This window comes from Janibacter terrae (assembly GCF_039636765.1).
GTDB classification, from domain to species: Bacteria; Actinomycetota; Actinomycetes; order Actinomycetales; family Dermatophilaceae; genus Janibacter; species Janibacter terrae.
Genome location: NZ_CP144167.1, coordinates 992,345 through 1,014,529 on the forward strand (window position 1 = coordinate 992,345; position 22,185 = coordinate 1,014,529).

Sequence of the window (22,185 nt, forward strand, 5' to 3'; positions counted from 1 at the left end):
GCCGCTCGCCCGCCGGCCGTCGGCGGGGCGAGGGTGGCCACCGCGCGCGCCGCCTCCAATTCATCCCCGTCGGGCGTACCGTCATGCTCGTGAGTTCGGTCCGTGTGGACGGTCCCGAGGAGCCAACCGACGAAGATGTCGAGGCCCTCGTCCCTGTGCTGCGCCGTGTCGTCGGGGCCCGGGTGGGCAACCACCCCTCCGCGGAGGACCTCGTCCAGGAGACGATCGTCCGGGTGCTCGCGGCGCGTCATCGGATCGAGCCCGGGATGCTCGAGCCCTACGCGATCACCACCGCGCGCAACGTCGTCGCCTCGATGTGGCGGCAGGGGGCGCGGGCCGACCGCAACGCGCACCGGCTCTTCGACCCCAGCGTGCCCGACGCCGCCGACGAGCTCCTCGTCGCCCAGGAGCAGTCGGACGCGATGTCGACGGCGCTCGGACGGCTCACCGAGCGCGAGCGCCAGCTGCTCCTCGCGCACGAGGTCTCCGGCGAGGACACCCGCTCGCTCGCCCGGGGCACGGGCTCGACCGCCGGTGCGGTCGCCGCCCAGCTCAAGCGCACCCGCGCGCGCCTGCGGGTGGAGTACCTCCTCGCCCTCGACGACGTCGAGCCGCCCACCGACCGATGCCGGCCGGTCCTCGTCGCCCTCTCCAGCTCCGACCGCCGCCGCCAGGAGGAGCTCGACGCCGCACGCCACCTCCTCGAGTGCGAGCTGTGCGAACGGCTGGGTGCGCCCCTGCGCCAGCGCGGGCCGGAGCGCCCCGACGAGGCCCATGTGCCGATCTCGGGCGACCCTGACATCGTCACGGCCCGTCAGGCCGCCCGCGAGCTGGCGGCCCGGGCCGGCTTCACCGGCGTGGACCTCACCCTCCTCGCCACCGCGGTCTCCGAGATCACCCGCAATGTCGTGCGCTTCGCGGGCAGCGGAGAGGTCCGGGTGCAGCTGCTCACCAGTCCTCGTCCCGGCATCCGCGTGGTGGCCCGTGACACCGGTCCGGGGATCCCGGACGTCGAGCGGGCGATGCAGGACGGCTACAGCACCGACGAGGGGCTCGGGCTCGGGCTGCCAGGGGCCCGCCGCCTCATGGACGAGCTCGTCGTCGAGACCGAGATCGGCAGGGGCACCACCGTGACGATGACCAAGTGGATCGAGAAGGGATGACGATGGCACCCGAGGAGATGCAGGACGGGTACGAACCGGACCTCACGAGGGCCGACCAACTGCTGCCGCAGCTCGTCGCGCACCTGCGCGAGCACCGCGCCCGGCTGAGCGAGGAGTGGGCGTCGCGCATCCGCGACGCGCACCTCCTCGAGGCGATGACCCCGCAGGAGATGGTGGCCGAGACGACCGCCGTCTACGACAACTACGTCGAGGTCCTCGAGACCGGCAGCGTCGAGGCGCTGCAGCACTACGCCCGTGACCTCTCCGAGCGGATCATCCCCCGGGGCGTGGAGACCCACGAGGTCGTCGGCATCGTGCTCCTGCTGCGCGACGTCCTCGCCCGCTCGCTCTTCGAGAAGTACGACGGCGACTTCCGGCTGCTCAACCAGGTGCTCGACGCGTACGAGCCCGCGGCCAACCGGATCGCCAACACCGTCGCCGTGAGCTTCGTCGACGAGCGGGAGCGGGTGATCCGTCAGCAGCAGGACTCGATCCGCGAGCTGTCGACACCCGTGCTGCCGGTGCGCGAGCGGCTGCTCGTCCTGCCGATCATCGGCGTCCTCGACAGCGACCGTGCCCGCCAGCTCACCGGTCAGCTCCTCGCCGGCATCCGCACCCACCGGGCGAAGGTCGTGGTCATGGACGTCACCGGCGCACCCGAGGTCGACCAGACCGTCGCCAACCACCTCGTGCAGACCGTCGACGCGTCACGTCTGATGGGCGCGAGCGTCATCATCACCGGGTTGTCACCGACGATCGCGCAGACCCTCGTGACCATCGGCGTCGACCTGAGCAAGATGAACACCATCGGAGACCTCCAGGGAGGTCTCGAGGAGGCCGAGAGGCTGCTCGGCTACTCCGTGATCCGGAAGGAGCCGTCGACCTGACGTGAGCACCGGTCCCGCACTCGTGTCGATCCTGCGACAGGGCAGCACCCTCGTCGCGTCGATCCACACGGCCCTCGACGACACGGAGATGGTCCGCTTCCGCGGTGACCTCGTCCGGCAGATCGGCGTGCACCGGGCCAGCGGGGTCATCATCGACGTGGCCGCGCTCGACGTCCTCGACAGCTTCGCCACCCGGACCCTGCGCGACATCACCGAGATGGCGCGCCTGCGTGGGGCGCGGGTCGTCGTCGTGGGGGTGCAGCCCGACGTCGCCTACGCCATGGCCCAGCTCGGCATGGGTGTCGGCCAGCTGACCACCGCGTTGGACCTCGAGGACGGCCTGGCGAGGCTCGCCGAGGGGTCGGACCGGCTGCGATGAGCGACCGCGAGCCGCTGGTGCGGGACTACCGCGTGGCCTTCTTCCGCTACCTGCCGCACGAGGACGAGGCCGCGCTCGCCCAGGCGTACGACATCGGCCGGCGCGCTCTCGGCGAGGGGACGAGCGTGCTCGAGCTCGCCGAGATCCACCACGTTGTCCTCGCCGAGGTGCTCACGACCGTCCCGTCGCCCGACCTGCCGCGGATCTCGACGGCTGGCGCGGCCTTCCTCATGCAGGTCCTCGCGCCGTTCGCGATGACTCAGCAGGACCACTCGGACCGACCGGACGCCTCCACCCCCGTCGCATGACGCGAGATCCGGCTCCCGGGGCCCACGCCGTCCCCCGGGTTGTCGGGCGGCCGCCCGTGGCGAAGGGGGAGACCGCCGCGTCATCGACGGCGCCCTGACGACTCTTCACTCCTGCACGGTCCGCACACGGGCACCCCTTCGCAAGGAGTCAACGATGACCACTCGACGCACCCTCATCGGCACCGCTACCGCCGTCGCGCTAGCCGGCGCACTCGGCCTGGCTCCCGCGGCGACCGCCGCGCCCCAGGCTGCCGCAGCCCCGACGGTGGCCGCTGCCCAGCCGGCCGCCACGACGCAGGCGGTGACGGGCACCCTGCCGGACGGCAGCGCCTTCACCGGTCAGATCAGCAACCTCACGGCACGCACCGTGGACGGCGTGATCACGCTCACCGGCACCATCACCGGCACGGGTCTGCCCGCCGCCGGCACTCCCTTCACGACGACCGTCACCGATCTCGCCGTGAGCGGTGGTTGCACGATCCTCGACCTCGACCTTGGGCCGTTGAATCTCGACGTCCTCGGTCTCGTCATCGACCTCAACCAGGTCCAGCTGGACATCACGGCCGTCCCCGGAGCAGGCAACCTCGTGGGCAACCTGCTCTGCGCGGTGGCCGGTCTGCTCGACGGTGGCGGCCCCCTGCAGGGCATCGGGGCGCTGCTCAACCGTCTGCTCACCGGTCTGGGTCTCTGACCGACGTCACCACAGTGCCGCGGCCGGTACCGGAACCCCCCGTTCGGTGCCGGCCGCACCTGTGCCTGCAGCTGGGCCGGGCCCCCGCACACCTGACAGGCACGGGGTCTAGCGGTGCCCCCGGCTGGATTCGAACCAGCGACACCTTCTTTAGGAGAGAAGTGCTCTTCCCCTGAGCTACGAGGGCTTGGCACCGCAGCGCCAGAGGACAGGGTACGCGTTCGAGCCGGTGCGGCCACGCTGGTGCCGCCCGAGGGGTCCACGGATTGTTAGCGTGGGTAGGTGACCGAGCCGCCGACGACCCCTGCCCCGGTGCCGGCCTCCCTGACGGCGCTGCGCCGGGAGCTCATGGAGCTCGGCGGTCCCAACACCCTCCTCTGGCCGGCCCGCGACCCCAACGTCGTCGACCTGACGACCGCCCACCCCGGCGGCGTCGCGATGCTCCTGTCCGGGCGCCCGGCGCGGCTGTCCGACCTCGTCCGCGAGCCGGGTGCGCTGCTGCGCGCCCAGCGGCACGCGGCACACCTCGCCGAGCACGTCGAGCGGGTCGCCGAGGAGCACGGTGTCGAGACGTGCTTCCTCGCGATGGGGGCGGCGTCCTGGCAGGTGCCGGGGGAGGACGAGCGTCCGCTCGCCCCCGTGATCCTGCGGCGGGCCTCCCTTCGTCGGCTGCGTCCGGGTCCGGACTTCGCGCTCGACCTCGCCGCGCGGGTCGAGGTCAACCCCGCGCTCCTCACCTACCTGCGGGGCGCGCTCCGCCGCGACATCGACGGCGAGGCGCTCGCCGGCCTCGGCCGCGGCGACGGCCACGGGTTCAACCCGACCCCGGTCCTCGACGCGCTGCGCGAGCAGTGCGCGGACCTGCCCGAGCTCAACATCAGCCCGCGGATCGTCGTCGCGTCCTTCCCCTACGGCAAGGCCGAGGCGCTCGCGGACCTCGCCGCGCTCGACGCGGCGGGCCGCTTCACGCAGGGTCCGGCCGCCGCGCTCCTCGCCGGCGACCCCCTTCCCGAGGACGAAGGGGAGGTCCCGAGCGTCGCCGAGTCGGCCGTCCTCGACGTCACCGCCGACCAGCAGGGCGTCCTCGACCGCGTCGCTGCCGGTCACGACCTCTACGTCGACGCCCCGCCCGGGACGGGCGTCGCGCGGCTCGTCGCCGCGACGATCGCCCAGGCGGCCGGCGAGGGCCGCAGCGTCCTGCTCCTCACCGAGAAGCGTGCGGCCATCGAGAGCGCCCTCGCCGAGCTCGGTCTGGCCGGCCTCGAGGACCTCGTCGCGCACGTCACCGACCCCGCGGCCGAGGTCGACACCGCCCGGATCACCGGCCGCTGGCCGAGCCGCCCGCCGGAGTCCCCGCGCTCCTTCGACCTACCGGGCCAACGGGCCGCCGAGGCCGCCCGCGTCCTCGACGGGCACACGAGGGCGATGCACCAGCCACGCGAGCCGTGGGGCGTCTCGATCGCCGACGCGCAGGACGCGATCGTCGGCCTGGGCGCCCGTCGCCCCGCGCCGCGCTCCCGGGTCCGTCTCGACCGTCGGGTCCTCGCCTCCCTCGACACCGAAGGGAGGGACGCCCTCGTCGGGCAGCTGACCGGCGTCGCCCACCGCCGTGCCTGGCGGCCCGGACGCGACCACGAGCCGTGGGCCGGCGCCGAGCTGCACTCCCAGGACGACGTCGACGAGGTGCTCGCCGCCCTCGAGCGGCTGCGCGGGAAGGGCGGCAGCCTGGCCTCCCTGCGCGCCACCGTGCGCGACGTCTTCCGCGACATCGCCGAGCCGCGGGCCGCGTGCCCCGCCGACCACGGCCGCTTCCTCGCGGGCATCGAGGAGATCCGCGACACCCTCGAGGTCTTCCGGCCCGAGGTCTTCGACACACCGCTCGAGCACCTGCTCGCGGCGACCGGGCCCAAGGGCACCGACCCGGAGGGCGAGCCGCTCGGCGTCATCGAGCGGCGCCGGCTGCGCGCCCAGGCCCGCCGGCTGCTCCGCCCGGGCCGTCCGCCGGAGGACCTCCACGCCGCCCTTCGTCTCGCGGCCGAGCAGCGCCGCAGCTGGTCGCGGCTCACCGGGGGCGGCGGTCGCCCGCGCATCCCGGCCGAGATGGACCGGGCGCACACCGCCTACGAGCGCGTGTACGCCGACCTCACGCACGTCCGATCCGTCGTCGGTGGCGACGACCTGCTCGACGTCCCGTGGGACGACCTCACCGCTCGACTCGACGAGCTGGCCAACGACGTCGCCGGCGCCCGGGTGGTGCCCGAGGTCATCGACGACCTCGACGACCTGCGCAGGCGCGGCCTCGGGCCCCTCGTCGACGACCTCGCCACCCGCACCGTCGAGCCGCGCGCCGTCGCGGACGAGGTGCTCTTCGTCTGGTGGACCTCGGTGCTCGCCGAGGCGGGCCGGGACGAGCGCTTCGCCTCCGTCACCGGTGCGGGCCTCGACGAGGCGCTGCGCACCTTCGTCGAGGCCGACCGGGCGAGCCTGGGAGCCAACGCCGCCCGTGTGGCCACCCGTCAGCGTGAGCGGTTCCACCTCGAGGGCCGCCGGCACCGGCGGGCCGCCCGTGAGGTCGCCGCGTGCGAGCAGGGTCTCGCCGCGCCGCCGTCGTGGACCCAGGCGTTCGCGCAGTGGGGCGGGCTGCTGCGGGCGGCGGCGCCGGCGTGGGCGATGTCCCCCTTCGTCGTCGGTCAGGTGCTGCCCCGGGAGGAGCGGTTCGACCTCGTCGTCGTCGACGACGCCTCCCGCACGACGCTCGCCCGCACGATCGCGGGCATCTCCCGCGGTGGGCAGCTGCTCGTCATCGGCGACCACGGCCAGCTGCCCCCGGACACGTGGACCGCCGACGCCGGGGTCGCGGCGCCCGCCCGCCCGCGGACCTCGCTCGCCGTCCTCGCCGGCACGGTCCTGCCGACCGTCGCTCTCCGCGACAGCGCCTACCCGCGCCCGCGCGTCGCGCGGCTGCTGGGTGCCGACGCGACCGCCGGCGAGGTCGTGCACCCGCCCGAGCCGCTCACCCGCGAGGGCATCCACCACGTCCGCGTCGAGGGCCTCGGGGTGCTCGACGAGCGCACCGGCCTGGTCGAGACGAGCGCCGACGAGGTGGCCGCCGTCATCGAGCGCGTCCGCCACCACCTGACCCGCCACCCGCGCCGCTCGCTCGGCGTCGTGACCTTCGGGCAGCTGCATGCCGAGCGCATCCGCGATGCCGTCGCCGACCTCCTCCAGTCCGACCCCGAGCTCGCCGCGGCCATCGCCGCGCTGCCCGAGCCTCTGGTCATCAAGCCCGTCGACCGCTGGCAGCGCGAGCAGCGCGATGCCGTGGTCGTCAGCCTCGGGTTCGGCCGCACCCCGCAGGGCCGGGCCGTCCAGCGCCTCGGCGCGCTGAGCGGTGACGTCGGCGCCGAGCTCGTGCTCCTCGCCGCGACCCGTGCCCGCCGCACCGCCATCTGGGTGACCGCGCTCGACGCCTCCGACCTCGACGGCGAGCGCGCCGGCCTGCCCGGCCACGCCGCGCTGCGCACCCTCCTCGCCGGTCTCGCCGACACCGCGCCCGCCGAGGAGGGCGACGACGGCGAGCTCACGCCGCTGCTGGCCGGGTTCGTCGAGCGGCTGCGGGCCGCCGACCTGGTCGTGCGCACGCACGTCGGCGTGGGAGAGCACTGCGTCGACATCGCGATCGCCGACCCCAGGGACCGCTCGCGCATGCTCGTCGCGGTCGATGTCGACGGCCCGGGGTACGCCGGGCTGGCGTCGACCCGGCAGCGCGACCGGATCCTCGTCGAGCGCCTCACCGACCTCGGGTGGCACCACCTGCGACTGTGGGCCACCGACATCTTCGCCGACCCCGCCCGCCAGGAGGCCCGGGTCCAGCGCGCCGTCCGAGAAGCCCTGGCGATGGAGGAGTCATGAGCGAAGACCCGCAGGAGCACGAGGACGAGCCCCGGGACGACGAGGCCCGCGCCGAGGAGGCACAACAGCTCGGGCACGAGCAGGCCGAGGAGGACGACCCGCGCTCGCGCCGCCGCCCCGAGCAGACCCGTGACGACACCGACCGGGGCTGGGGCGAGCGCCCCGACGAGTCCGAGCACGACCGCTGGCTGCGCGAGCAGCGCCCGCCCCACTGGGAGTGACGCCGGACGTCGCCACCGAGACTCGGGGGATGGCCGCAATCCACCCCGGATAGGGGCCATCCCCCGAGTCTCGGCGCGGGGGAGCACGCCGAAGGGGGTCGGTCACCGTGACGGTGACCGACCCCCTTCGGGTGTGGCGTGGCGTGACTCAGGCGCGGCCGGCGCGCAGGGAGTCGCGGATCTCGCGGAGCAGCTCGACGGACTCGTCGGTGGTCTCCTCCTCGGCAGCGACGAAGCGCTGACGCATGTGCGTGTAGGGCTTCACGACGAAGAAGTACACGACGAAGGCGAGGATGAGGAAGGCGATGACGGCGGTGATGAAGACACCGACCGGGAGGCCGCCCGGCTTGTAGGCGGAGAAGTCCGGGTTGGCGCCGATGACCTTGGCGATGGCCGCGAGCAGCAGCTCGGTGAACGTCGCGACGACCGCGCCGAACGAGGTCGCCATGATCAGACCGACGGCGATCTCCACGAGGTTGCCGCGCATGAGGAAGTCCTTGAAGCCCGACATGAGGGCCTCCTTTCGGATGGGTTTACAGGGGTCGCGACGGGGTGGGTCCCGCCACTCACGCCCAAGTCTGGACCCTGGACCTCGATCCTGCGGGTTCATCCGGCCTCGCCCGTGTCGGGACGTGCCCTCCCGACGAGCACGAATCCGCCACCTCCCGCGCCATCCGGGGCCATCTGGCGCAGCAGCGGACCGACGTCTTGGTCGCGCAGGGTGATCCGCGCCACGTACCCGCCCGAGGGCGCCTCGGACGTGCCGCCGAACCGGGTGCTGGCGACGACCGGGGACTCCCGGCCCGGCAGGTAGACCCCCACCTCGTCCCCCGCGGACAGGTGGTCAGCGGGCAGGGCGAGCGGCAGCGAGAGCGTCGGGCCCGAGGGGGCGTCGGCCTCCGGCGTCGGGGACGAAGGGGGCGCAGCCGCACCGAGCGTGAGCTGCAGCGCCAGCAGCAGGGCAGCCGCGGCGAGCCCGCGGCGCACGAGCGAGAGCCGCCAGGCGGCCCGGCGTCCCGGGCCGAAGAGCGAGGGCAGGTGCTGGGCGAGCGAGGATGAGGCCATGCCCCGACGCTAGGGACGGGGAGGGCCTGCCGGCGGGGGCCTCAGTCCGCGGTGGACGACGCGGCAGCCGCCGCGGGGGCTGTGGACGAGCCGTCGGACGAGCTCGAGCTGCTCGACGAGCTCGAGCCGTTGCCCGAGGAGCGGGAGTCGTTGCGGTAGAACCCGCCTCCCTTGAAGACGACGCCGACGGCGTTGAACTGCTTGCGCAGGGTGCCCCCGCACTGGGGGCACGACGTCAGCGCGTCGTCGCTGAAGGACTGGACGATGTCGAAGGCGTGGCCGCAGTCGGCGCAGGCGTAGGCATAGGTAGGCATATCGACGCATATCATACGTCGCTTCGCCACCCCGCCAGACGCCCGTGCCGGGAGACGGAACGCAGCCGGGCCTCGACCGCCTCCCGCTCGCTGCCCGGGGTGACGACGAGGAGCCGGTCGTGGGTCCACAACCGCGTCTGCGCGTCGGGGACGAAGGTGGTGTCGCCGCGGACGACGAGCGAGATGTTCGCCCCCTGCGGCAGGCGCAGCTCGTAGACCTCGACGCCGGCGAGCCGCGAGCCGGGCGGGACCGCGACCTCGAGCAGCTCCGCGCCGAGCTCCTCGAGCGGCATCGCCTCGACGATGACACCGGAGGCACGGGCCGGCTCGGTGACCCGGAGCACGCGGGCCACCCACGGCATGAGCGGGCCCTGCACGAGGGTGAAGATCACCACGAGCATGAAGACGAGGTCGAAGACCCACTCGACGCCCGGCACCGAGTTGGTGATCGGGACGGTGGCGAGGACGACGGGCACCGCCCCGCGCAGGCCCGCCCAGGAGATGAAGGCCTGCTCCCGCCACGGCACCCGGAAGGGGGTGAGCGAGACGATCACCGACAGCGGTCGGGCGAGGAGGAGCAGGACGAGCCCCACGAGGACCGCGCGCGGCACCTCGTCGATGAAGCCGGACGGCGTCGCGAGCATGCCGAGCATGACGAAGAGCCCGATCTGCGCCAGCCAGCCGAGCGCCTGGGCGAACCCGGTCACGGCTTGGCGGTGCGGCAGGTGCATGTTGCCCAGCACGAGCGCGGCGAGGTAGCAGGCGATGAACCCCGAGGCGTGCACCGACGCGGCGCTCGCGTAGGCGAGGACGCCGATGGCGACGACGCCGAGCGAGAAGAGCCCCGACGTCCCCGTCGCCAGCCGGCTCATGAGCTTGCCGCCGAGCCACCCGACTGCCAGGCCGACGAGCGCGCCGCTCGCCAGCTCGGCGACGGCGAGCAGCCCGATGCGCCACCACGGCTCGGCCTCGGCCGGCTGGGCGATCTGCAGGGACAGCGCCGTCACGAGGAGCACGACCGGCGCGTCGTTGAACCCGGACTCCGCCTCGAGCATCCCGGACAGCCGCCGCGGCAGGGGCACGACGCGCAGCACGGAGAAGACGGCCGCGGCGTCGGTCGAGGCGAGGATCGCGCCGATGAGCAGGCTGATCTGCCAGTCCGTGTGCAGGATCTCGTGGAGCGCGACGGCGACGACCGCGACGGACACGAGCACGCCGACGGTGGAGAGGGCGAGCGCCGGGGCGACGGAGCTGCGGATCGAGGACCACTTCGTCGTGAGGCCACCCTCGACGAGGATCAGCACGAGCGCGCAGTACCCGAGCACCTGCGCGGCCTGGTCGGAGTCGAAGGGGATGCCCAGCCCCTCCTTGCCGACGGCGAGCCCGATGGCCAGGTAGAGCAGGAGGGTCGGCAACCCCGCCCTGGAGGCGAGGCGCACGGCGGCGACCGAGACGACGATGACGAGCGAGCCGGCGAGCAGCACGAGCGAGAGCTCGGCCAGGCCGAACCCGGTGGCCGCGTCGGCCGCGGTCACGGGGGCCCCGACCCCTCGGACGCGGGGGAGAGCCCGCCCGCCGTGAGGACCCACCGGACCGGCACGTCGTGCGGGTCGCGGGGGAGAGGGGCGTCCGTGTGCTCCCCCGGGTGGAGCAGCACGAGCACCGGCGTGGACGAAGGGAGCGCCGGCAGCACCCGGTCGTAGCAGCCACCGCCCTGCCCGAGGCGCGTGCCGGTCGTGTCGACGGCCAGGGCCGGGACGAGCGCGAGATCAGCGCCCGTCGGGGCGTCGGTGCCGAGCGGGGTGCGGCCCGCGTCGGCGAGGTCGCACCACTCGAGACGCATGTCCGGCAGCGTGATCGGCACGAGGACGCGGAGGCCGAGCTGCTGCAGCCGGGCGTTGAGCGCGGCGGTCGGCGGCTCGTGGGGGAGCGACTCGTAGGACAGGACGGTCGCGCCCGTCGGCAGACCGGCGAGCCGCTCGCCGCCGAGCGCGGACTCGAGGACGGCGGCGAGGGCCGCACCGTCCGCGGCGAGGTCCCGCGCGGCGGCCAGCTCTCGACGCTGGGCGCGCAGGAGCCGACGAGCATCTCCCTTCGCGCTGCTGCCCCGTCCCATGACGGCATCGTAGGGTGACGGGCATGACAGCGAAGGGGCCCGAGTCCGCCGTGCTGAAGATGACCGAGCGTGGGGTCGACCGTCGCGCGATCGCGGTCTTCGAGGACTACTGGCGCCAGCTCGCCGATGGTGCGCAGGGCACGATCCCCGAGGAGACCATCGAGCCGCTCGTCGAGCTGCCGGAGCTCGCCGCCATCGAGGTCTCCGACGACGAGCGTCGACAGGCACTCGCGCAGGTGGCCGTCATCAAGCTCAACGGCGGGCTCGGCACGAGCATGGGCATGTCCGGGCCGAAGTCGGCGCTCGTCGCTCGCGACGGGCTGACCTTCCTCGACGTCATCGCCCGCCAGCTCGTCGGGCTGGAGGAGCGCTACGGCAGCCGGCCGCCGCTCGTGCTGATGAACTCCTTCCGCACCCGCGAGGCCTCCCTCGAGATCCTCGAGCGGTACCCGCAGCTGGCCCGCCAGGCCCTGCCGCTGGACTTCCTGCAGAACATGGAGCCCAAGCTCGACGCCGCGACCCTCGAGCCGGTGCAGTGGCCCGACGACCCCGAGCTCGAGTGGTGCCCGCCGGGGCACGGCGACGTGTACGTGGCCCTCGCCGCCTCCGGCCTCCTGCAGCAGATGCGCGACGCCGGCATCCGCTACGCCTTCATCTCCAACGCCGACAACCTCGGCGCGACCTGCGACCCCGACATCGCGGCCTGGCTGATCGCCGAGGGCATCCCCTTCGCGGCCGAGGTCGCCGAGCGAACCGTCAACGACCGCAAGGGCGGTCACGTCGCGGTCCGCAGGAGCGACGGCCGGCTCATCCTGCGCGAGTCGGCGATGGTCGTCGAGGAGGAGCAGGACCTCTTCCAGGACACCGGCCGCCACCAGTGGTTCAACACCAACAACCTGTGGGTGGGGCTCGACGAGCTCGACGCGCTGCTCACCGCGCGCGACGGCGTCCTCGGCCTGCCGATCATCATCAACCGCAAGACCGTCGACCCGACCCGGCCCGACTCGCCGCGGATCATCCAGATCGAGTCGGCGATGGGTACGGCGGTCGAGGCCTTCGAGGGCAGCGTGGCGCTGCGCGTGCCGCGCTCGCGCTTCCGCCCGGTCAAGACGACCAACGAGCTGCTGCTGCTGCGCAGCGACGTCTTCGAGCTCGACGAGACCTCGCGCATCGTCTCGCGCATCGACCACAAGGAGCCGCGGGTCAGTCTCGACGACGCCTACAAGTTCGTCACCGACTTCGATGCGCGCTTCCCGTCGGGTGTCCCGTCGCTGCGGCAGTGCACCTCCTTCGCCGTCGAGGGTGACGTGACCTTCGGCGCGGACGTGAGCGCCGTCGGGGACGTCGTCGTCGAGGCCACGGAGCCGGCTCAGGTCGCCGACGGCACCCGGCTGGAGGGCCGGGTCCGGTTGTCGGAGTGAGGCGCTCGCGCGAGGTCGTCCTCGTCGGGACCACCCCGTCGGGTGAGTCGATCACCCTTCGTCCCGTGCGAAGGGGGGACCGCGACGAGTTCCTCGGCCTGCGCGCCCGCAACGCGGCCTGGCTCACGCCGTGGGAGCCGACGGTCCCGCCGGGCGGTCCCCCGCGCCGGGACATGGCCGCCGACTGGCGCGGCTACGTGCGGGCGCTGCAGCGCGAGGCGCGCTCCGGCGCCGGCCTGAGCCTCGTCATCGTCGTGGACGAGCGGATCGTCGGGATGGTCTCCGCGAGCAGCATCGTCGAGGGTGCGCTGCGCTCGGCGAGCATTGGCTACTGGGTGGCGCAGGAGGCTGCCGGGCGCGGGTACGCGCCGACCGCGACCGCGCTCCTCGTCGACCACCTCATGGACCCGAACGGCCGTGCGCTGCACCGGGTCCAGCTCGAGATCCGCCCGGAGAACGCAGCGAGCCTGGCGGTCGTCGCCAAGCTCGGCCTGCGCGAGGAGGGGACCAAGCGGGCCTTCCTCCACCTCGACGGGGCGTGGCGCGACTGCCGCTCCTTCGCGGTCGTGCGCGAAGAGGTCGGCCCCGGAGGGCTGCTCGCGCGTTTGTCACACCCACAACACCCGTCACGTGCGCGACACACCGAGTAGCCTGCGCCACGGTTGCGCTCCGACTGCCTAGCGTTGGGTCCGTGCAGCCGAGCAGCCTGATCTTCGTCCTTGTCGTGGCGATCTGGGCTGTCTACCTGCTCCAGTACTGGATCAAGCGCCGCGACCACCTCGCCACCGTCCGATCCGTCGACCGCTTCTCCGCGGCGATGCGCGTCCTGGACGACCACCGCTTGCGGCGCACGGCCGACCCGGTGCCCCGCTCCTACGCCGTGGCGCCCACGCGCGCCGCGCGCCCCCAGGTGACCGTCAAGCACGCCGAGGCGCCGCAGCGCGCCCGGGTCGTCGAGCCGGTCGTCGGTGCCCCGCGCCGGGTGCGGGGCCTGGTCCTGCTCGCGATGGTCGTCCTCCTGCCCGTCGTCGCGCTCGTCGCCGCCCTCGGCCCGCTGCCCTGGTGGGTCGGCGTCGCCTGGCTCGTGGGCACGGTCGCCTCCTTCGGCTGGCTGCGTCAGGCCGTCCAGGCCGAGCGCGCCTCCCGGGCGCACGCCCGCAGCGAGCAGCGCCGCGCCGTCGCCCCCCTTCGCACCGCTGCCCCCCGTCCCGCGCGCGTCGCGCGTCCCGCGGTCCAGGCGCAGGCGCCGGTCGCCACCGACCAGGAGCCCACCCCGGTCCACCGTCGTGCCGAGCGCGTCTACGACGTCGCCGCCACCTCGCGCACCGCGCCGGTCACCGTCGAGGTCGACGAGCCCGTGCAGTCGGCCCCGCCGGCGCCCGGCACCTGGGAGCCGACGCCGGTGCCCCGGCCCATGTACACGATGAAGGCCCGGGCCGAGCGTCCCGCGCCCGCCCCGATGCCCGCTGCCCCCGTCGCCGACGAGGTCCCGCAGGTCATCGAGGTCGAGGACGAGGAGCTGCCGGCGATCGCCGGCTGGCGCTGACCTCCCCTTCGTGCTCCGTCCTCACGGCCGGGTCGAGGTGAGGGCGACCGCCTGCCCGGTCGCTCGCCCTTCGCCCGCTCAGACGTCGAAGGGGGAGTCCCCCGGCTCGAGCCGTGACCGCTCGTCCGCTTCCGCGATGTCCTCGTCGATCTCGGCCTCCTGCGCGGGGGTCGTCAGGTCGTCCGGGTGGTCGACGTCGTCCGGCACCGGCTCGAGCAGGTTGTGGCCCACGGCGTTGAGCACCGCGGCGAGCGGGACGGCGACGAGCGCCCCGATGATCCCGCCGACGATGATCCCGGTGGCGATCGCGAGGATCACCCCGAGCGGGTGGACGCGCACGGCGCGGCCGAGCAGCAGGGGCTGGAGCACGTGCGACTCCAGCTGCTGCACCGCGATGACGACGCCGAGCATGATGAGGGCGGTGATCGGCCCCTTGGCGACGAAGGCGAGCGCCACGGCGACGAACCCGGACAGCAGTGCTCCGACGATCGGGATGAAGGAGCCGACGAAGACGAGCAGGGCGACGCCGGAGGCGAAGGGGACGCCGAGGACGAGCGCGCCGAGCCCGATGCCCAGGGCGTCGGTGCCGGCGACGAGGACGGTCGCGCGGGTGAAGGCCTTGAGCTGGTTCCAGGCGATCGCACCCGAGGAGAGGACCTTGGTGCGGGCGCCGCGGGGGAAGAGACGCACGACCCAGGCCCAGATGCCGGCGCCGTCGTAGAGGAAGAAGAAGAGGGAGAACATCGCGAGGAAGAACCCCGTGAGCATCTGCCCGATCGTCAGGCCGGCCTGCGCGGCCCGGCTCGACCACTGGTCGCCGGCGGACACCTTGCCCCACTGGTCGCTCAGCCAGGTCGTGATCTGGCCCTCGGTGAGGCCGAAGGTGTCGACGATCCAGCGGCGGGACTCGTCGATGCCCTGGGTCACCTGCCGGGTCATGTCGGGCAGCTGGTCGGCGAACTGGTTGCCCACGAAGCTGAAGAGCGCGATGAGGCCCGCGAGCGTCCCGAGCACGGTGACGCCGGCCGCCGCGCCGCGTGGCAGCACGTACCGCAGGTGCTGGAAGGCCGGCTCGAGCAGCGCCGCGAGCAGCAGCGCGACGATGACCGGGAAGACGACGTCGGTGAGCTTGGAGGCGACCCACAGCAGGGCGAGGATCCCGGTGCCGATGACCAACGAGCGCCACACCCACTCGGAGGCCGCGCGGAAGGTCGGCGGCACGGTGGCCGACCCGGTCGGCGGCGGCGGGACGGTCTGGATGATGATCCGTCGATCGTCCGGTGGCGCCGCCGGCAGCTGGGGAAGTCGGCGAGGAATCCGGGGCAGCCGCACCCCTCGCAGGCGACGATCGTCGGTCATGCGACTCCTCACGGTCCAGGGTCTTCGACTCTAACCGTCCGGATTGTGGCGCCGCGTCATCACGGTGTTATGGTTACCGACGTTCTTGGGGCTGTGGCGCAGTTGGTAGCGCGTCTCGTTCGCAATGAGAAGGTCAGGGGTTCGAATCCCCTCAGCTCCACCACTCGGACGCCCCGGCACAGCAGCGAAAACGCTGGTTCTGTGGCCGGGGTTTCTCTTTGTCATTCCGACCTCACCTCCCGATCTGCCCCCCGGGTGCCCCCCGACGGTGCGTTGAGCCGCTCCAGGCCGGCCCGATCGGCACCCGTGCCGAGGAAGTGCAGGTACCGGTTCGTGGTCGCGATCGACTCGTGCCCCATCCACGCCTGGACGGTGCCCGGGTCCACGCCGCGGCTTAGCCAGAGGCAGGCCGCCGTGTGTCGCAGGTCGTGCACCCGACGGCCCTGGCCTGTCCTCGGCCAGTGGAGGCTGCGGAGCACGGCCGAGCGGTGCAGCTGGGCGCCGCGCTCGGTCGTGAAGAGCAGGTCCCGCTGGTTCTTGCCCTCGCTCAGGTGCTGGACGATCGGCAGCACCCGGTTGGCCAGTGGGACGCGTCGGGATCGCCGGCCCTTGGTGCCCTTGATCGCGTGGCCCTCGGGCTGGGAGCGGCGCACCAACAGTCCGGGCGTGGGCACCTGCATGACGTCCTCGATCCGCATCGCCCGGGCCTCGGCCCAGCGCAACCCGGTCCACGCCAGCACGAGCATCAGGTCGGCCAGGTGCGGTGAGATCGCGGTCCACTGGGCGTGGGCCGCCTCCAGCGCCTCCTCGCTGAACGGGTCCATCTCCTCGACCTCGCCGGACTGCTTGGGGACGCGCACCCCCGTCACCGGGTTGGCCACGACGATCTTCTCCCGCACGCACCAGGCGAAGAAGGAGGACAGGCTGGCCCGGAACCGCTGAACGGAGCTCTCCGCGAGACCGTCCGCGAGGAGCGCCTCGAACGAGCGCGCGACCTCCCGCCCGGAGACGGTGGACACGTGCAGCGCCAGCATGCTCGTCGGCATCAGGCGCAGCAGGTCCTGGTCGCTCCGGTAGGTCTTGGCGGCGACGGTCGTGGACCGCACCTTGAGCCACTGGGCGACGAGGACGCGCACGCGTTGCCGGCCGGCGCGGGGGTCGACCCCGCCGGCCAGTGCCGCCCGCTCGCGGGCGAGCCATCCCTTCGCCTCCCGCTGGGTGTCGAAGACCTTGCTCGCCACATCGACCCGGCCGCTCTTCAGCTTCGCGCGGAACCGACCGTTCGGCAGCTTCCGCACGCTCACGCCGCGCTCCGCTTCACCCAGGCGGCCACGTCCTCCCGCTGGTAGCGCGGGCTGAAGGGGGTCAGCCACGTCACCCGTGGCCCGTGGCCCACCTGTCGCCATCGGCACAGTGTCGACGGCGAGATCTGCAGCGCCTCTGCGACCTCCGCGGTGGTCAACAACCGCTCGAGCGCCGGTGTTGGTTGGTCCTGCATCTGTTGCTCCATCATCGTCCCCTCGTGTCTAGCGCATCTCGGTCCCTGCGGCGTTCGGCTTTCCACAGGTCGTACTCGCGGTTGCGGGCTGCGACCGCCAGGGCGAGGGCTTGTTCGAGGTGGTCGCGCCAGCCGGTGCCGACGTAGGTCCAGGTTCCGATCACCTGGGTGGTCTCTTCTGCGTCGTCGGCGAGGAGGCGGGCTTCGAGGTCGCGGGTGTCGAGGGGTTGGCCGGTGCGGCGGGACTCGGCAGCCAGGGCCTGCCACCGCGAGCGGGCACGACGCAGGGCGCCGAGGGTGAGGGAGTAGCGCCGGGACTTGGTGCCGAAGTGGCCACGGAAGCCCAGGCAGTGCACCCACTTGCCCATCCGTTGGTAGTCGTGGTCCTGGTCGTGGAAGGTCGCGGCCCGGGCAGCCATCTCCGCGCATTGCCGCCGCAGGGCGAGGATGTGCGGGCGTTGTTGGCCGTGGCCGTGCAGGCCGGAGGAGTCCTTGGTGGAGTACTTGGCCAGGTATCCGGCGACTTGGTCGGGGGTCAGTGGGCCGGCCGGGTCGTCGGTGCGCGAGCCGGCACGGACGGTGCGCACGTCGACCTGGGTGCCGAAGGCCAGCACGCGTGGGGTGTCCTCGTGGTCGACCGGCTCGGCGACGGTCGTGACGGTCGGGACGACCCGGTGAACGAGGGCCGCGAGGGTGTCGCCGTCCAGTGTTGGGGGAGCGGGCGAACCGGTGCCGCCGGCGGCGGGGCCGTCGAGGCGGATCAGCGCGTGGAAGTGGATCAGGCCCCGGGTCTGGTGCTCGGCGACCTTGGCGTACTGGATCGACGCGTGCTCGCCCAGGCGCGAGTCGGGGACGGCCAGGTGGTGGGCGACGGCCCGGCGGAAGGCGATGGTGAAGCGTCGCCACAGCTCGGGGGCGTGCCACTGCCACATCACCGCCGACGCGGTGTCGTGGCACTGGAAGCACAACGGCGATCCGTTGACCTCGTCGTCGCGATCGTGGAGGCGGGTGCACCACAGCGGCCGGCCGTGGGGGCAGCGGCTGCGGCTGTCGCGTCGTCGTGGCCGGCACGCGCGTCCTTTCCGGTGGCCGTGGACGGGTCCGAAGGATGGGGCGGTGAGGGTGATGAACAGCAGCGGGTTCTCCCGCACCCGCTCGGGGACGGTCTTGCCGCCGGCGACCCCCGCATGGATGAGGGCGTAGGTGTCACGGGCGTAGGTGCGTGAGCAGGCCGGGCACACCGAGGCACGGCGGTTGCCGCACGCGCGGTGCAGTACCCCGAAGGGCAGGTCACTGGCGTCGAAGGACGAGAGGATCTCGCCCGTGGTGGTGTCGACGGTGACCGAGGACCCGGCCAGCCGGACAGGGTGGGCGCAGTTGTGCGTGGTGCCCAGGGCCTGGGAGAAGTCATCCATGCTCCCGTCGCGCATCCGCTGGGCGATCAGCTTGGCGTTCTCGGGGTGGTTGAGATCGGGGATGTCCAGGGGCGCGTCCTCACCGAAGCCGGGGAAGCGGTCCTCGCCCGCGGCAGGGGCGTGGGTGTCTGTGGCGGCCACGGTCCCCTCCCAACCAAAGAGGGTGTGCCACGCGGACCGGAGTGCGGCTCTGGGATCCGCGCGGCACACCCGGACTGTGGGGTGAGCGGCGATGCGTGGTCACCGACGTTCCAGAGCCGCTCAACGCCGGGCACACCCGAAGGGGGTGCGGGTGCGGATCCAGTCAGTGAGTCTCTGTAGCGGCTATCGGTGAGTGCGAGCCGTCAGGCCCGAGAGGGGAGCCGACCCCCGGGGATGCTTCCCGTCCATCGTGTGCGTCTGTGTTGATCCGCACCAGCCACGTTGGCCCCCAAGGGGGCCCAGTTCCACTTTCGCGGAGATCCTTGACGCAAACCTGACTCTTTCCTAACGGTCCCCGAGGCTTGGTCGCGTCTGCCCACGTCGACTGGCTTGATATGTGATCGGAGCGATCGGGTGGCTGCACGAGCGCGGCAAGTCCCCTCAGAGGATCGATCCGAGGTCCGACCCGACGGTGGGGTAGGCGGCGGTCATTGACTTCAGCTGACGGGTGGTCAGCTCGAGCTTTATGGCCAAGCCCAGGAAGTTGATCAGCTCGCCGTATCCCGGGCCAAGTAAGTGCGCCCCGAGGATCTTGTCCGTGGCTCGCTCGACGAGGATCTTGGTGGCTGCAGTGGTCTCGCCGATCCGGTAGTTGGAGAACCAGCTACTCGTGTCGCGGTAGCGGACGTCGACGTCGAGGCCGTGGTGGTGGGCGTCTTGTTCGAGCATCCCCACTCGGGTGAGTTCAGGGATCGTGAAGACCGCAGTGGGCACCCCCGCGTAGTCGGGTGCGGTCGCGGTCCCCTTGAGCATGTTCGACGCGGCAACTTTGCCCTCGAACACCGCTACCGGTGTCAGTGGCATCCCGGGGCTGCTGGCTGCGTCGCCGGCGGCGTAGACCGCCGAGTTGCTGGTGCTCCGCAGATCAGCCCCTACCCGCACTCCACGTTCGTCCCACTCGATCCCAGCGGCCTCGAGGTCAAGTCCGTCCAGATCCGGTACCCGGCCCGCGCCCTGCACGACAAGGTCGAACTCCACCGTCTCGGGCTGGCCAGACCGTTCCATCTCGACCCGGTAAGAGGCAGCGGACTTCTCGATGGCGGTGATGGTGCTGGAGCGCCACAGCCCGACTCCGGCATCAGCGCCGCGGCTGATGAGGAGCTCGACCAGGTCGGGGTCGAAGGCCTTGAGCGGTCGGGGCCCGCGGTCGAGGATGACCGGAGTGCTGCCCGCGCGCGCCGCGATGTGGGCGAACTCGAAGGAGACGAAGCCACCACCGACGAACAGAATCCGCTCTGGCAACTCGGGAAGGTCCATGAAGTCTGTGCTGTCGATCAGGTGCTCATGGCCCGGAAAGGCCAGTGAGCGGGGGCGGGCGCCCGCGGCAATCAGAAAGTGTGCCGCCTCGTACGGAGTGCCGTCGACCGTGAGTGTGTTTCGACCGGTGAACCGTGCCTGTCCGTGCAGTGTGTCGACGCCATTGCCCGCGAGGCCATCCTCTATGCCTGCTGGCACCGGGTCGGTGAACCCGTGCTTGTGCTTCACCAGATCCGCCCAGTTGATCGACAGATTGGCGTCGTCGATACCCTTGCCGCGCATCAGGTGCGCACTGTCGATGATCTCGGCACCCCGGCGGAGGATCTTCTTCGGGTCGCACCCACGCAGAGCGCATGTGCCGCCGTACGGCAGCGCGTCGATGATCGCCACGTTCCACCCCGCCGAGGCGCACTTATTGGCCGCTGCCACGCCGGCCATGCCCGCTCCGATCACCATCAAGTCGTAGCCCCGCATCGTCATGCCACCGCCACGTCGAATTTTGCTCGAAGCTGCTCCATCGTGGGCGCCCCCGCCAAACCGTCCGGTGTGGGGTACAGGCGGCAGGACAAGCCCACTTCCGCACCTGGCCCGGCGAAGACGTCGACCCCGCCGACCAGGATGCTGGGCGACCCGTGGAAGCCCAGCCTTTCGGCCTCATCCACGGTCTCAACGCGGCGCCGGGTCACCACAACATCAGGGCGCTCGACGGCGATCGCGGCAAGCCGCTGATCGGCCAACTTCCAGTTCGGGCAGTCATCGAAGTACAACAAGGCGACGTCCATGCTCCGACGGTAAACGTTGTACTGTACTAGAAGGTCAAGGCTGGAGGTGGACGACATGTTGATCGGTGAGCTCGCCGAGGCTGCCTCAGTGAGCAGCCAGACCATCCGGTTCTACGAACGCAAAGGCCTCTTGCCCCACGCCGAACGGAGCACCAACGGCTACCGCGTCTACGACGAATCCACGCTGGTCAGGTTGCGCTTCATCCGCGTGGCCCAAGGCGCCGGTCTCACGCTCTCCGAGATCCGCAGCATCATCGACCTCCGTGACGACGGCACAGCGCCCTGCGAGCACGTGGGCGGACTCATCAACATAAAACTCTCCGACGTCCGGGAACGGATCCGGCACCTTGCCGGGCTACAAACTGAACTCGAAACACTGCACGAGCGCAGCCGGCAGCTGAATCCCGCTGACTGCACAGACGACCACATCTGCCACGTACTCTCCACAGGGACCTAGCCTCAAACGCTCGGATTCGGCAGCCACAAGGCGCCAATCCCGGGCGTCACTGTGGCGCGCCAGGCGGGGGATGTGAGAACTTTCTCTACTGACTCAAGGCGGCGACTCCGTCGCCGCTGGCCGCCCGCTTCGCGGGCGCCCGCTGCGCATGCGGCCTGGCGGCCGTTCTCGCGGCCGCCCTATCGCGATCGGCCAGGCATGACGAAGGCGCCCCGGTTCAGTACCGAGACGCCCTCACCCTTCGATCCGCCGACCCGTCGCTACACGATCCGTCCTCCACGGTCACGGATCAAGCGGCCAGTGGTTGCACCATCCGGGACGCGCTCCGCGCCTGCGGCCCATGCCTTCCCGAGTCGATCGCCGCTTGATCCGAGCCCGCTCCGGCCGGGGCTGCTCCGCTATCGGGTCGGCGGCTCTTCGTGCCCCCCGGATGCCCCCCGAGCGGATGGCGACCGCCAGTAGGTGCAATGGATTGCAAACAACCGTGCCAGATCCTCGGGGCAGGACAACCCCGGATTGCCTTCGCAATGAGAAGGTCAGGGGTTCGAATCCCCTCAGCTCCACCAGCAAGGCCCCCGGCATCGCCGGGGGCCTTCGTCGTGCTTCACGTGCCACGATGGCCGCCGTGAGCCACCACGCCCTCTCGCCCGGCCAGGCCGAACGCCTGCGGTCGGCTGACCTGACGTACCCGTCGCGCGGCGGGACCCGGGCCGGTGAGGTGCCGGACGGGTACACCGAGCTCAGCCGCAGCCGCCTCGTAGGGACAGGACAGGCGCGCTTCGACCAGGCCGCTCGGGCCTTGCTCACGTGGGACACGCATCGTCGGGCCGGGCTGGGCGTGCGGGCCTCCCCGGACGTCGTGGTGCCGGGCGCGGTGGCCGTCCTGCGGCTGGGAGTCGGTCCGCTGGCGATCTCGGCGCCCGTCCGCGTCGTGTACCTCGTGGACGAGCCGCGGCGCCGGGGCTTCGCCTACGGCACCCTCCCCGGACACCCCGAGAGCGGGGAGGAAGCCTTCGTCCTCGAGCTGCAGGAGGACGATTCGGTCGTCTTCGCCATCACCGCCTTCTCCCGACCCGCGACGTGGCCCGCCTGCGCAGCGGGTCCGGTCGGGCGCCACATCCAGTCACGGGTCACAGACCGGTACCTGCGGTCCGTGGGTGACCTCCGAGCTGAGGGCACGAGCTCAGGGTGAG

General features: G+C 72.2%; 23 protein-coding genes and 2 tRNA genes. 13 read left to right on the forward strand and 12 right to left on the reverse strand.

Going from position 1 to position 22,185, the window contains the following annotated elements:
- The first annotated feature begins 89 nt into the window (after window positions 1–89).
- From V3C34_RS04985 to V3C34_RS05005, 5 genes are all read left to right on the forward strand, one after another.
- Window positions 90–1,163, forward strand: coding sequence for a sigma-70 family RNA polymerase sigma factor (locus V3C34_RS04985; protein ID WP_245634805.1), 1,074 nt, complete (start codon window positions 90–92; stop codon window positions 1,161–1,163).
- On the forward strand, window positions 1,160–2,050 hold the full coding sequence (locus V3C34_RS04990) for an STAS domain-containing protein (RefSeq protein ID WP_068326617.1): 891 nt from the start codon (window positions 1,160–1,162) through the stop codon (window positions 2,048–2,050). The genes V3C34_RS04985 and V3C34_RS04990 overlap by 4 nt, the downstream gene beginning before the upstream one ends.
- Before the next feature lies 1 nt (window position 2,051).
- The gene (locus tag V3C34_RS04995; protein WP_082807640.1) at window positions 2,052–2,429 is read left to right on the forward strand and encodes an STAS domain-containing protein; all 378 of its coding nucleotides are present in this window, start codon (window positions 2,052–2,054) and stop codon (window positions 2,427–2,429) included.
- Complete coding sequence (locus tag V3C34_RS05000) at window positions 2,426–2,737, forward strand: phosphatase RsbU N-terminal domain-containing protein (protein WP_068326614.1); 312 nt, start codon at window positions 2,426–2,428, stop codon at window positions 2,735–2,737. The genes V3C34_RS04995 and V3C34_RS05000 overlap by 4 nt, the downstream gene beginning before the upstream one ends.
- 154 nt (window positions 2,738–2,891) lie before the next feature.
- Window positions 2,892–3,428: a hypothetical protein gene (locus tag V3C34_RS05005; RefSeq protein ID WP_068326611.1), complete on the forward strand. Its 537-nt coding sequence runs from the start codon at window positions 2,892–2,894 to the stop codon at window positions 3,426–3,428.
- Window positions 3,429–3,543: 115 nt separating this feature from the next.
- Here V3C34_RS05005 and V3C34_RS05010 read toward each other — a convergent pair.
- Window positions 3,544–3,615, reverse strand: a tRNA-Arg gene (locus tag V3C34_RS05010).
- 95 nt (window positions 3,616–3,710) lie between these two features.
- On the opposite strand from V3C34_RS05010, the gene V3C34_RS05015 reads away from it, so the two are divergent.
- Together V3C34_RS05015 and V3C34_RS05020 are read left to right on the forward strand one after the other, a co-directional pair.
- A complete protein-coding gene (locus V3C34_RS05015; RefSeq protein ID WP_346008240.1) occupies window positions 3,711–7,340 on the forward strand; it encodes a DUF4011 domain-containing protein in 3,630 nt (1,209 codons plus the stop codon).
- The gene (locus tag V3C34_RS05020; protein WP_346008241.1) at window positions 7,337–7,561 is read left to right on the forward strand and encodes a hypothetical protein; all 225 of its coding nucleotides are present in this window, start codon (window positions 7,337–7,339) and stop codon (window positions 7,559–7,561) included. Before V3C34_RS05015 ends, V3C34_RS05020 begins: the two co-directional genes overlap by 4 nt.
- A gap of 148 nt (window positions 7,562–7,709) precedes the next feature.
- Here the strand turns inward: V3C34_RS05020 and mscL are convergent, their stop codons facing one another.
- From mscL to V3C34_RS05045, 5 genes are all read right to left on the reverse strand, one after another.
- Entirely contained in the window at window positions 7,710–8,072 is a 363-nt protein-coding gene (mscL, locus tag V3C34_RS05025; RefSeq protein WP_068326424.1) for a large conductance mechanosensitive channel protein MscL, read from the reverse strand.
- A 95-nt stretch (window positions 8,073–8,167) separates the two neighbouring features.
- A complete protein-coding gene (locus V3C34_RS05030) occupies window positions 8,168–8,626 on the reverse strand; it encodes a hypothetical protein (protein ID WP_068425704.1) in 459 nt (152 codons plus the stop codon).
- A gap of 41 nt (window positions 8,627–8,667) precedes the next feature.
- Complete coding sequence (locus V3C34_RS05035; RefSeq protein ID WP_068326418.1) at window positions 8,668–8,940, reverse strand: FmdB family zinc ribbon protein; 273 nt, start codon at window positions 8,938–8,940, stop codon at window positions 8,668–8,670.
- Between the two features lie 11 nt (window positions 8,941–8,951).
- Window positions 8,952–10,475: a potassium/proton antiporter gene (locus tag V3C34_RS05040; RefSeq protein WP_346008242.1), complete on the reverse strand. Its 1,524-nt coding sequence runs from the start codon at window positions 10,473–10,475 to the stop codon at window positions 8,952–8,954.
- The gene (locus tag V3C34_RS05045) at window positions 10,472–11,056 is read right to left on the reverse strand and encodes a 5-formyltetrahydrofolate cyclo-ligase (RefSeq protein ID WP_346008243.1); all 585 of its coding nucleotides are present in this window, start codon (window positions 11,054–11,056) and stop codon (window positions 10,472–10,474) included. Before V3C34_RS05045 ends, V3C34_RS05040 begins: the two co-directional genes overlap by 4 nt.
- A 23-nt stretch (window positions 11,057–11,079) precedes the next feature.
- Between V3C34_RS05045 and V3C34_RS05050 the strand changes: the two genes are divergently transcribed.
- Genes V3C34_RS05050 through V3C34_RS05060 form a run of 3 tightly spaced genes read left to right on the forward strand, consistent with a single transcriptional unit; the run spans window position 11,080 to window position 14,023 of the window.
- Window positions 11,080–12,477 carry a UTP--glucose-1-phosphate uridylyltransferase gene (locus V3C34_RS05050; protein ID WP_068326410.1) on the forward strand — a complete coding sequence of 466 codons (1,398 nt, stop codon included), beginning with the start codon at window positions 11,080–11,082 and terminating at the stop codon, window positions 12,475–12,477.
- Window positions 12,474–13,127 (forward strand): GNAT family protein, encoded by a 654-nt coding sequence (locus tag V3C34_RS05055; protein WP_346008244.1) that lies wholly within the window; start codon window positions 12,474–12,476, stop codon window positions 13,125–13,127. The genes V3C34_RS05050 and V3C34_RS05055 overlap by 4 nt, the downstream gene beginning before the upstream one ends.
- 41 nt (window positions 13,128–13,168) lie before the next feature.
- A complete protein-coding gene (locus V3C34_RS05060; protein WP_346008245.1) occupies window positions 13,169–14,023 on the forward strand; it encodes a hypothetical protein in 855 nt (284 codons plus the stop codon).
- A 78-nt stretch (window positions 14,024–14,101) separates the two neighbouring features.
- On the opposite strand, the gene V3C34_RS05065 is transcribed toward V3C34_RS05060, so the two are convergent.
- Window positions 14,102–15,382 (reverse strand): AI-2E family transporter, encoded by a 1,281-nt coding sequence (locus tag V3C34_RS05065; protein WP_068425695.1) that lies wholly within the window; start codon window positions 15,380–15,382, stop codon window positions 14,102–14,104.
- 87 nt (window positions 15,383–15,469) lie between these two features.
- Between V3C34_RS05065 and V3C34_RS05070 the strand changes: the two genes are divergently transcribed.
- A tRNA-Ala gene (locus tag V3C34_RS05070) sits at window positions 15,470–15,545 on the forward strand.
- 58 nt (window positions 15,546–15,603) lie between these two features.
- Here V3C34_RS05070 and V3C34_RS05075 read toward each other — a convergent pair.
- The 5 genes from V3C34_RS05075 to V3C34_RS05095 all read right to left on the reverse strand — a co-directional run bounded on the left by V3C34_RS05075 (window position 15,604) and on the right by V3C34_RS05095 (window position 20,535).
- Window positions 15,604–16,686, reverse strand: a complete 1,083-nt coding sequence (locus V3C34_RS05075) for a tyrosine-type recombinase/integrase (RefSeq protein ID WP_346008246.1) — start codon at window positions 16,684–16,686, stop codon at window positions 15,604–15,606.
- Window positions 16,683–16,895, reverse strand: coding sequence for a helix-turn-helix domain-containing protein (locus V3C34_RS05080; protein ID WP_346008247.1), 213 nt, complete (start codon window positions 16,893–16,895; stop codon window positions 16,683–16,685). The genes V3C34_RS05075 and V3C34_RS05080 overlap by 4 nt, the downstream gene beginning before the upstream one ends.
- Window positions 16,892–18,436, reverse strand: a complete 1,545-nt coding sequence (locus V3C34_RS05085) for a replication initiator (RefSeq protein ID WP_346008248.1) — start codon at window positions 18,434–18,436, stop codon at window positions 16,892–16,894. Before V3C34_RS05085 ends, V3C34_RS05080 begins: the two co-directional genes overlap by 4 nt.
- Before the next feature lie 441 nt (window positions 18,437–18,877).
- Complete coding sequence (locus V3C34_RS05090; RefSeq protein WP_346008249.1) at window positions 18,878–20,233, reverse strand: NAD(P)/FAD-dependent oxidoreductase; 1,356 nt, start codon at window positions 20,231–20,233, stop codon at window positions 18,878–18,880.
- A complete protein-coding gene (locus V3C34_RS05095) occupies window positions 20,230–20,535 on the reverse strand; it encodes a thioredoxin family protein (RefSeq protein WP_185220908.1) in 306 nt (101 codons plus the stop codon). Before V3C34_RS05095 ends, V3C34_RS05090 begins: the two co-directional genes overlap by 4 nt.
- 55 nt (window positions 20,536–20,590) lie before the next feature.
- Between V3C34_RS05095 and V3C34_RS05100 the strand changes: the two genes are divergently transcribed.
- Together V3C34_RS05100 and V3C34_RS05105 are read left to right on the forward strand one after the other, a co-directional pair.
- Window positions 20,591–20,992, forward strand: a complete 402-nt coding sequence (locus tag V3C34_RS05100; protein ID WP_346008250.1) for a heavy metal-responsive transcriptional regulator — start codon at window positions 20,591–20,593, stop codon at window positions 20,990–20,992.
- Window positions 20,993–21,617: 625 nt separating this feature from the next.
- On the forward strand, window positions 21,618–22,184 hold the full coding sequence (locus V3C34_RS05105; RefSeq protein WP_170307629.1) for a DUF1990 family protein: 567 nt from the start codon (window positions 21,618–21,620) through the stop codon (window positions 22,182–22,184).
- Window position 22,185: the final 1 nt, after the last annotated feature.

Excerpts from the sequence above, each read along its gene's own strand:
- V3C34_RS04990 (WP_068326617.1), top strand. The coding sequence starts at position 1,160 with ATGACGATGGCACCCGAGGAGATGCAGGACGGGTACGAACCGGACCTC.
- V3C34_RS05000 (WP_068326614.1), top strand. The coding sequence starts at position 2,426 with ATGAGCGACCGCGAGCCGCTGGTGCGGGACTACCGCGTGGCCTTCTTC.
- V3C34_RS05005 (WP_068326611.1), top strand. The coding sequence starts at position 2,892 with ATGACCACTCGACGCACCCTCATCGGCACCGCTACCGCCGTCGCGCTA.
- V3C34_RS05020 (WP_346008241.1), top strand. The coding sequence starts at position 7,337 with ATGAGCGAAGACCCGCAGGAGCACGAGGACGAGCCCCGGGACGACGAG.
- mscL (WP_068326424.1), bottom strand. The coding sequence starts at position 8,072 with ATGTCGGGCTTCAAGGACTTCCTCATGCGCGGCAACCTCGTGGAGATC.
- V3C34_RS05030 (WP_068425704.1), bottom strand. The coding sequence starts at position 8,626 with ATGGCCTCATCCTCGCTCGCCCAGCACCTGCCCTCGCTCTTCGGCCCG.
- V3C34_RS05035 (WP_068326418.1), bottom strand. The coding sequence starts at position 8,940 with ATGCCTACCTATGCCTACGCCTGCGCCGACTGCGGCCACGCCTTCGAC.
- V3C34_RS05045 (WP_346008243.1), bottom strand. The coding sequence starts at position 11,056 with ATGGGACGGGGCAGCAGCGCGAAGGGAGATGCTCGTCGGCTCCTGCGC.
- V3C34_RS05050 (WP_068326410.1), top strand. The coding sequence starts at position 11,080 with ATGACAGCGAAGGGGCCCGAGTCCGCCGTGCTGAAGATGACCGAGCGT.
- V3C34_RS05065 (WP_068425695.1), bottom strand. The coding sequence starts at position 15,382 with ATGACCGACGATCGTCGCCTGCGAGGGGTGCGGCTGCCCCGGATTCCT.
- V3C34_RS05080 (WP_346008247.1), bottom strand. The coding sequence starts at position 16,895 with ATGATGGAGCAACAGATGCAGGACCAACCAACACCGGCGCTCGAGCGG.
- V3C34_RS05090 (WP_346008249.1), bottom strand. The coding sequence starts at position 20,233 with ATGACGATGCGGGGCTACGACTTGATGGTGATCGGAGCGGGCATGGCC.
- V3C34_RS05095 (WP_185220908.1), bottom strand. The coding sequence starts at position 20,535 with ATGGACGTCGCCTTGTTGTACTTCGATGACTGCCCGAACTGGAAGTTG.
- V3C34_RS05100 (WP_346008250.1), top strand. The coding sequence starts at position 20,591 with ATGTTGATCGGTGAGCTCGCCGAGGCTGCCTCAGTGAGCAGCCAGACC.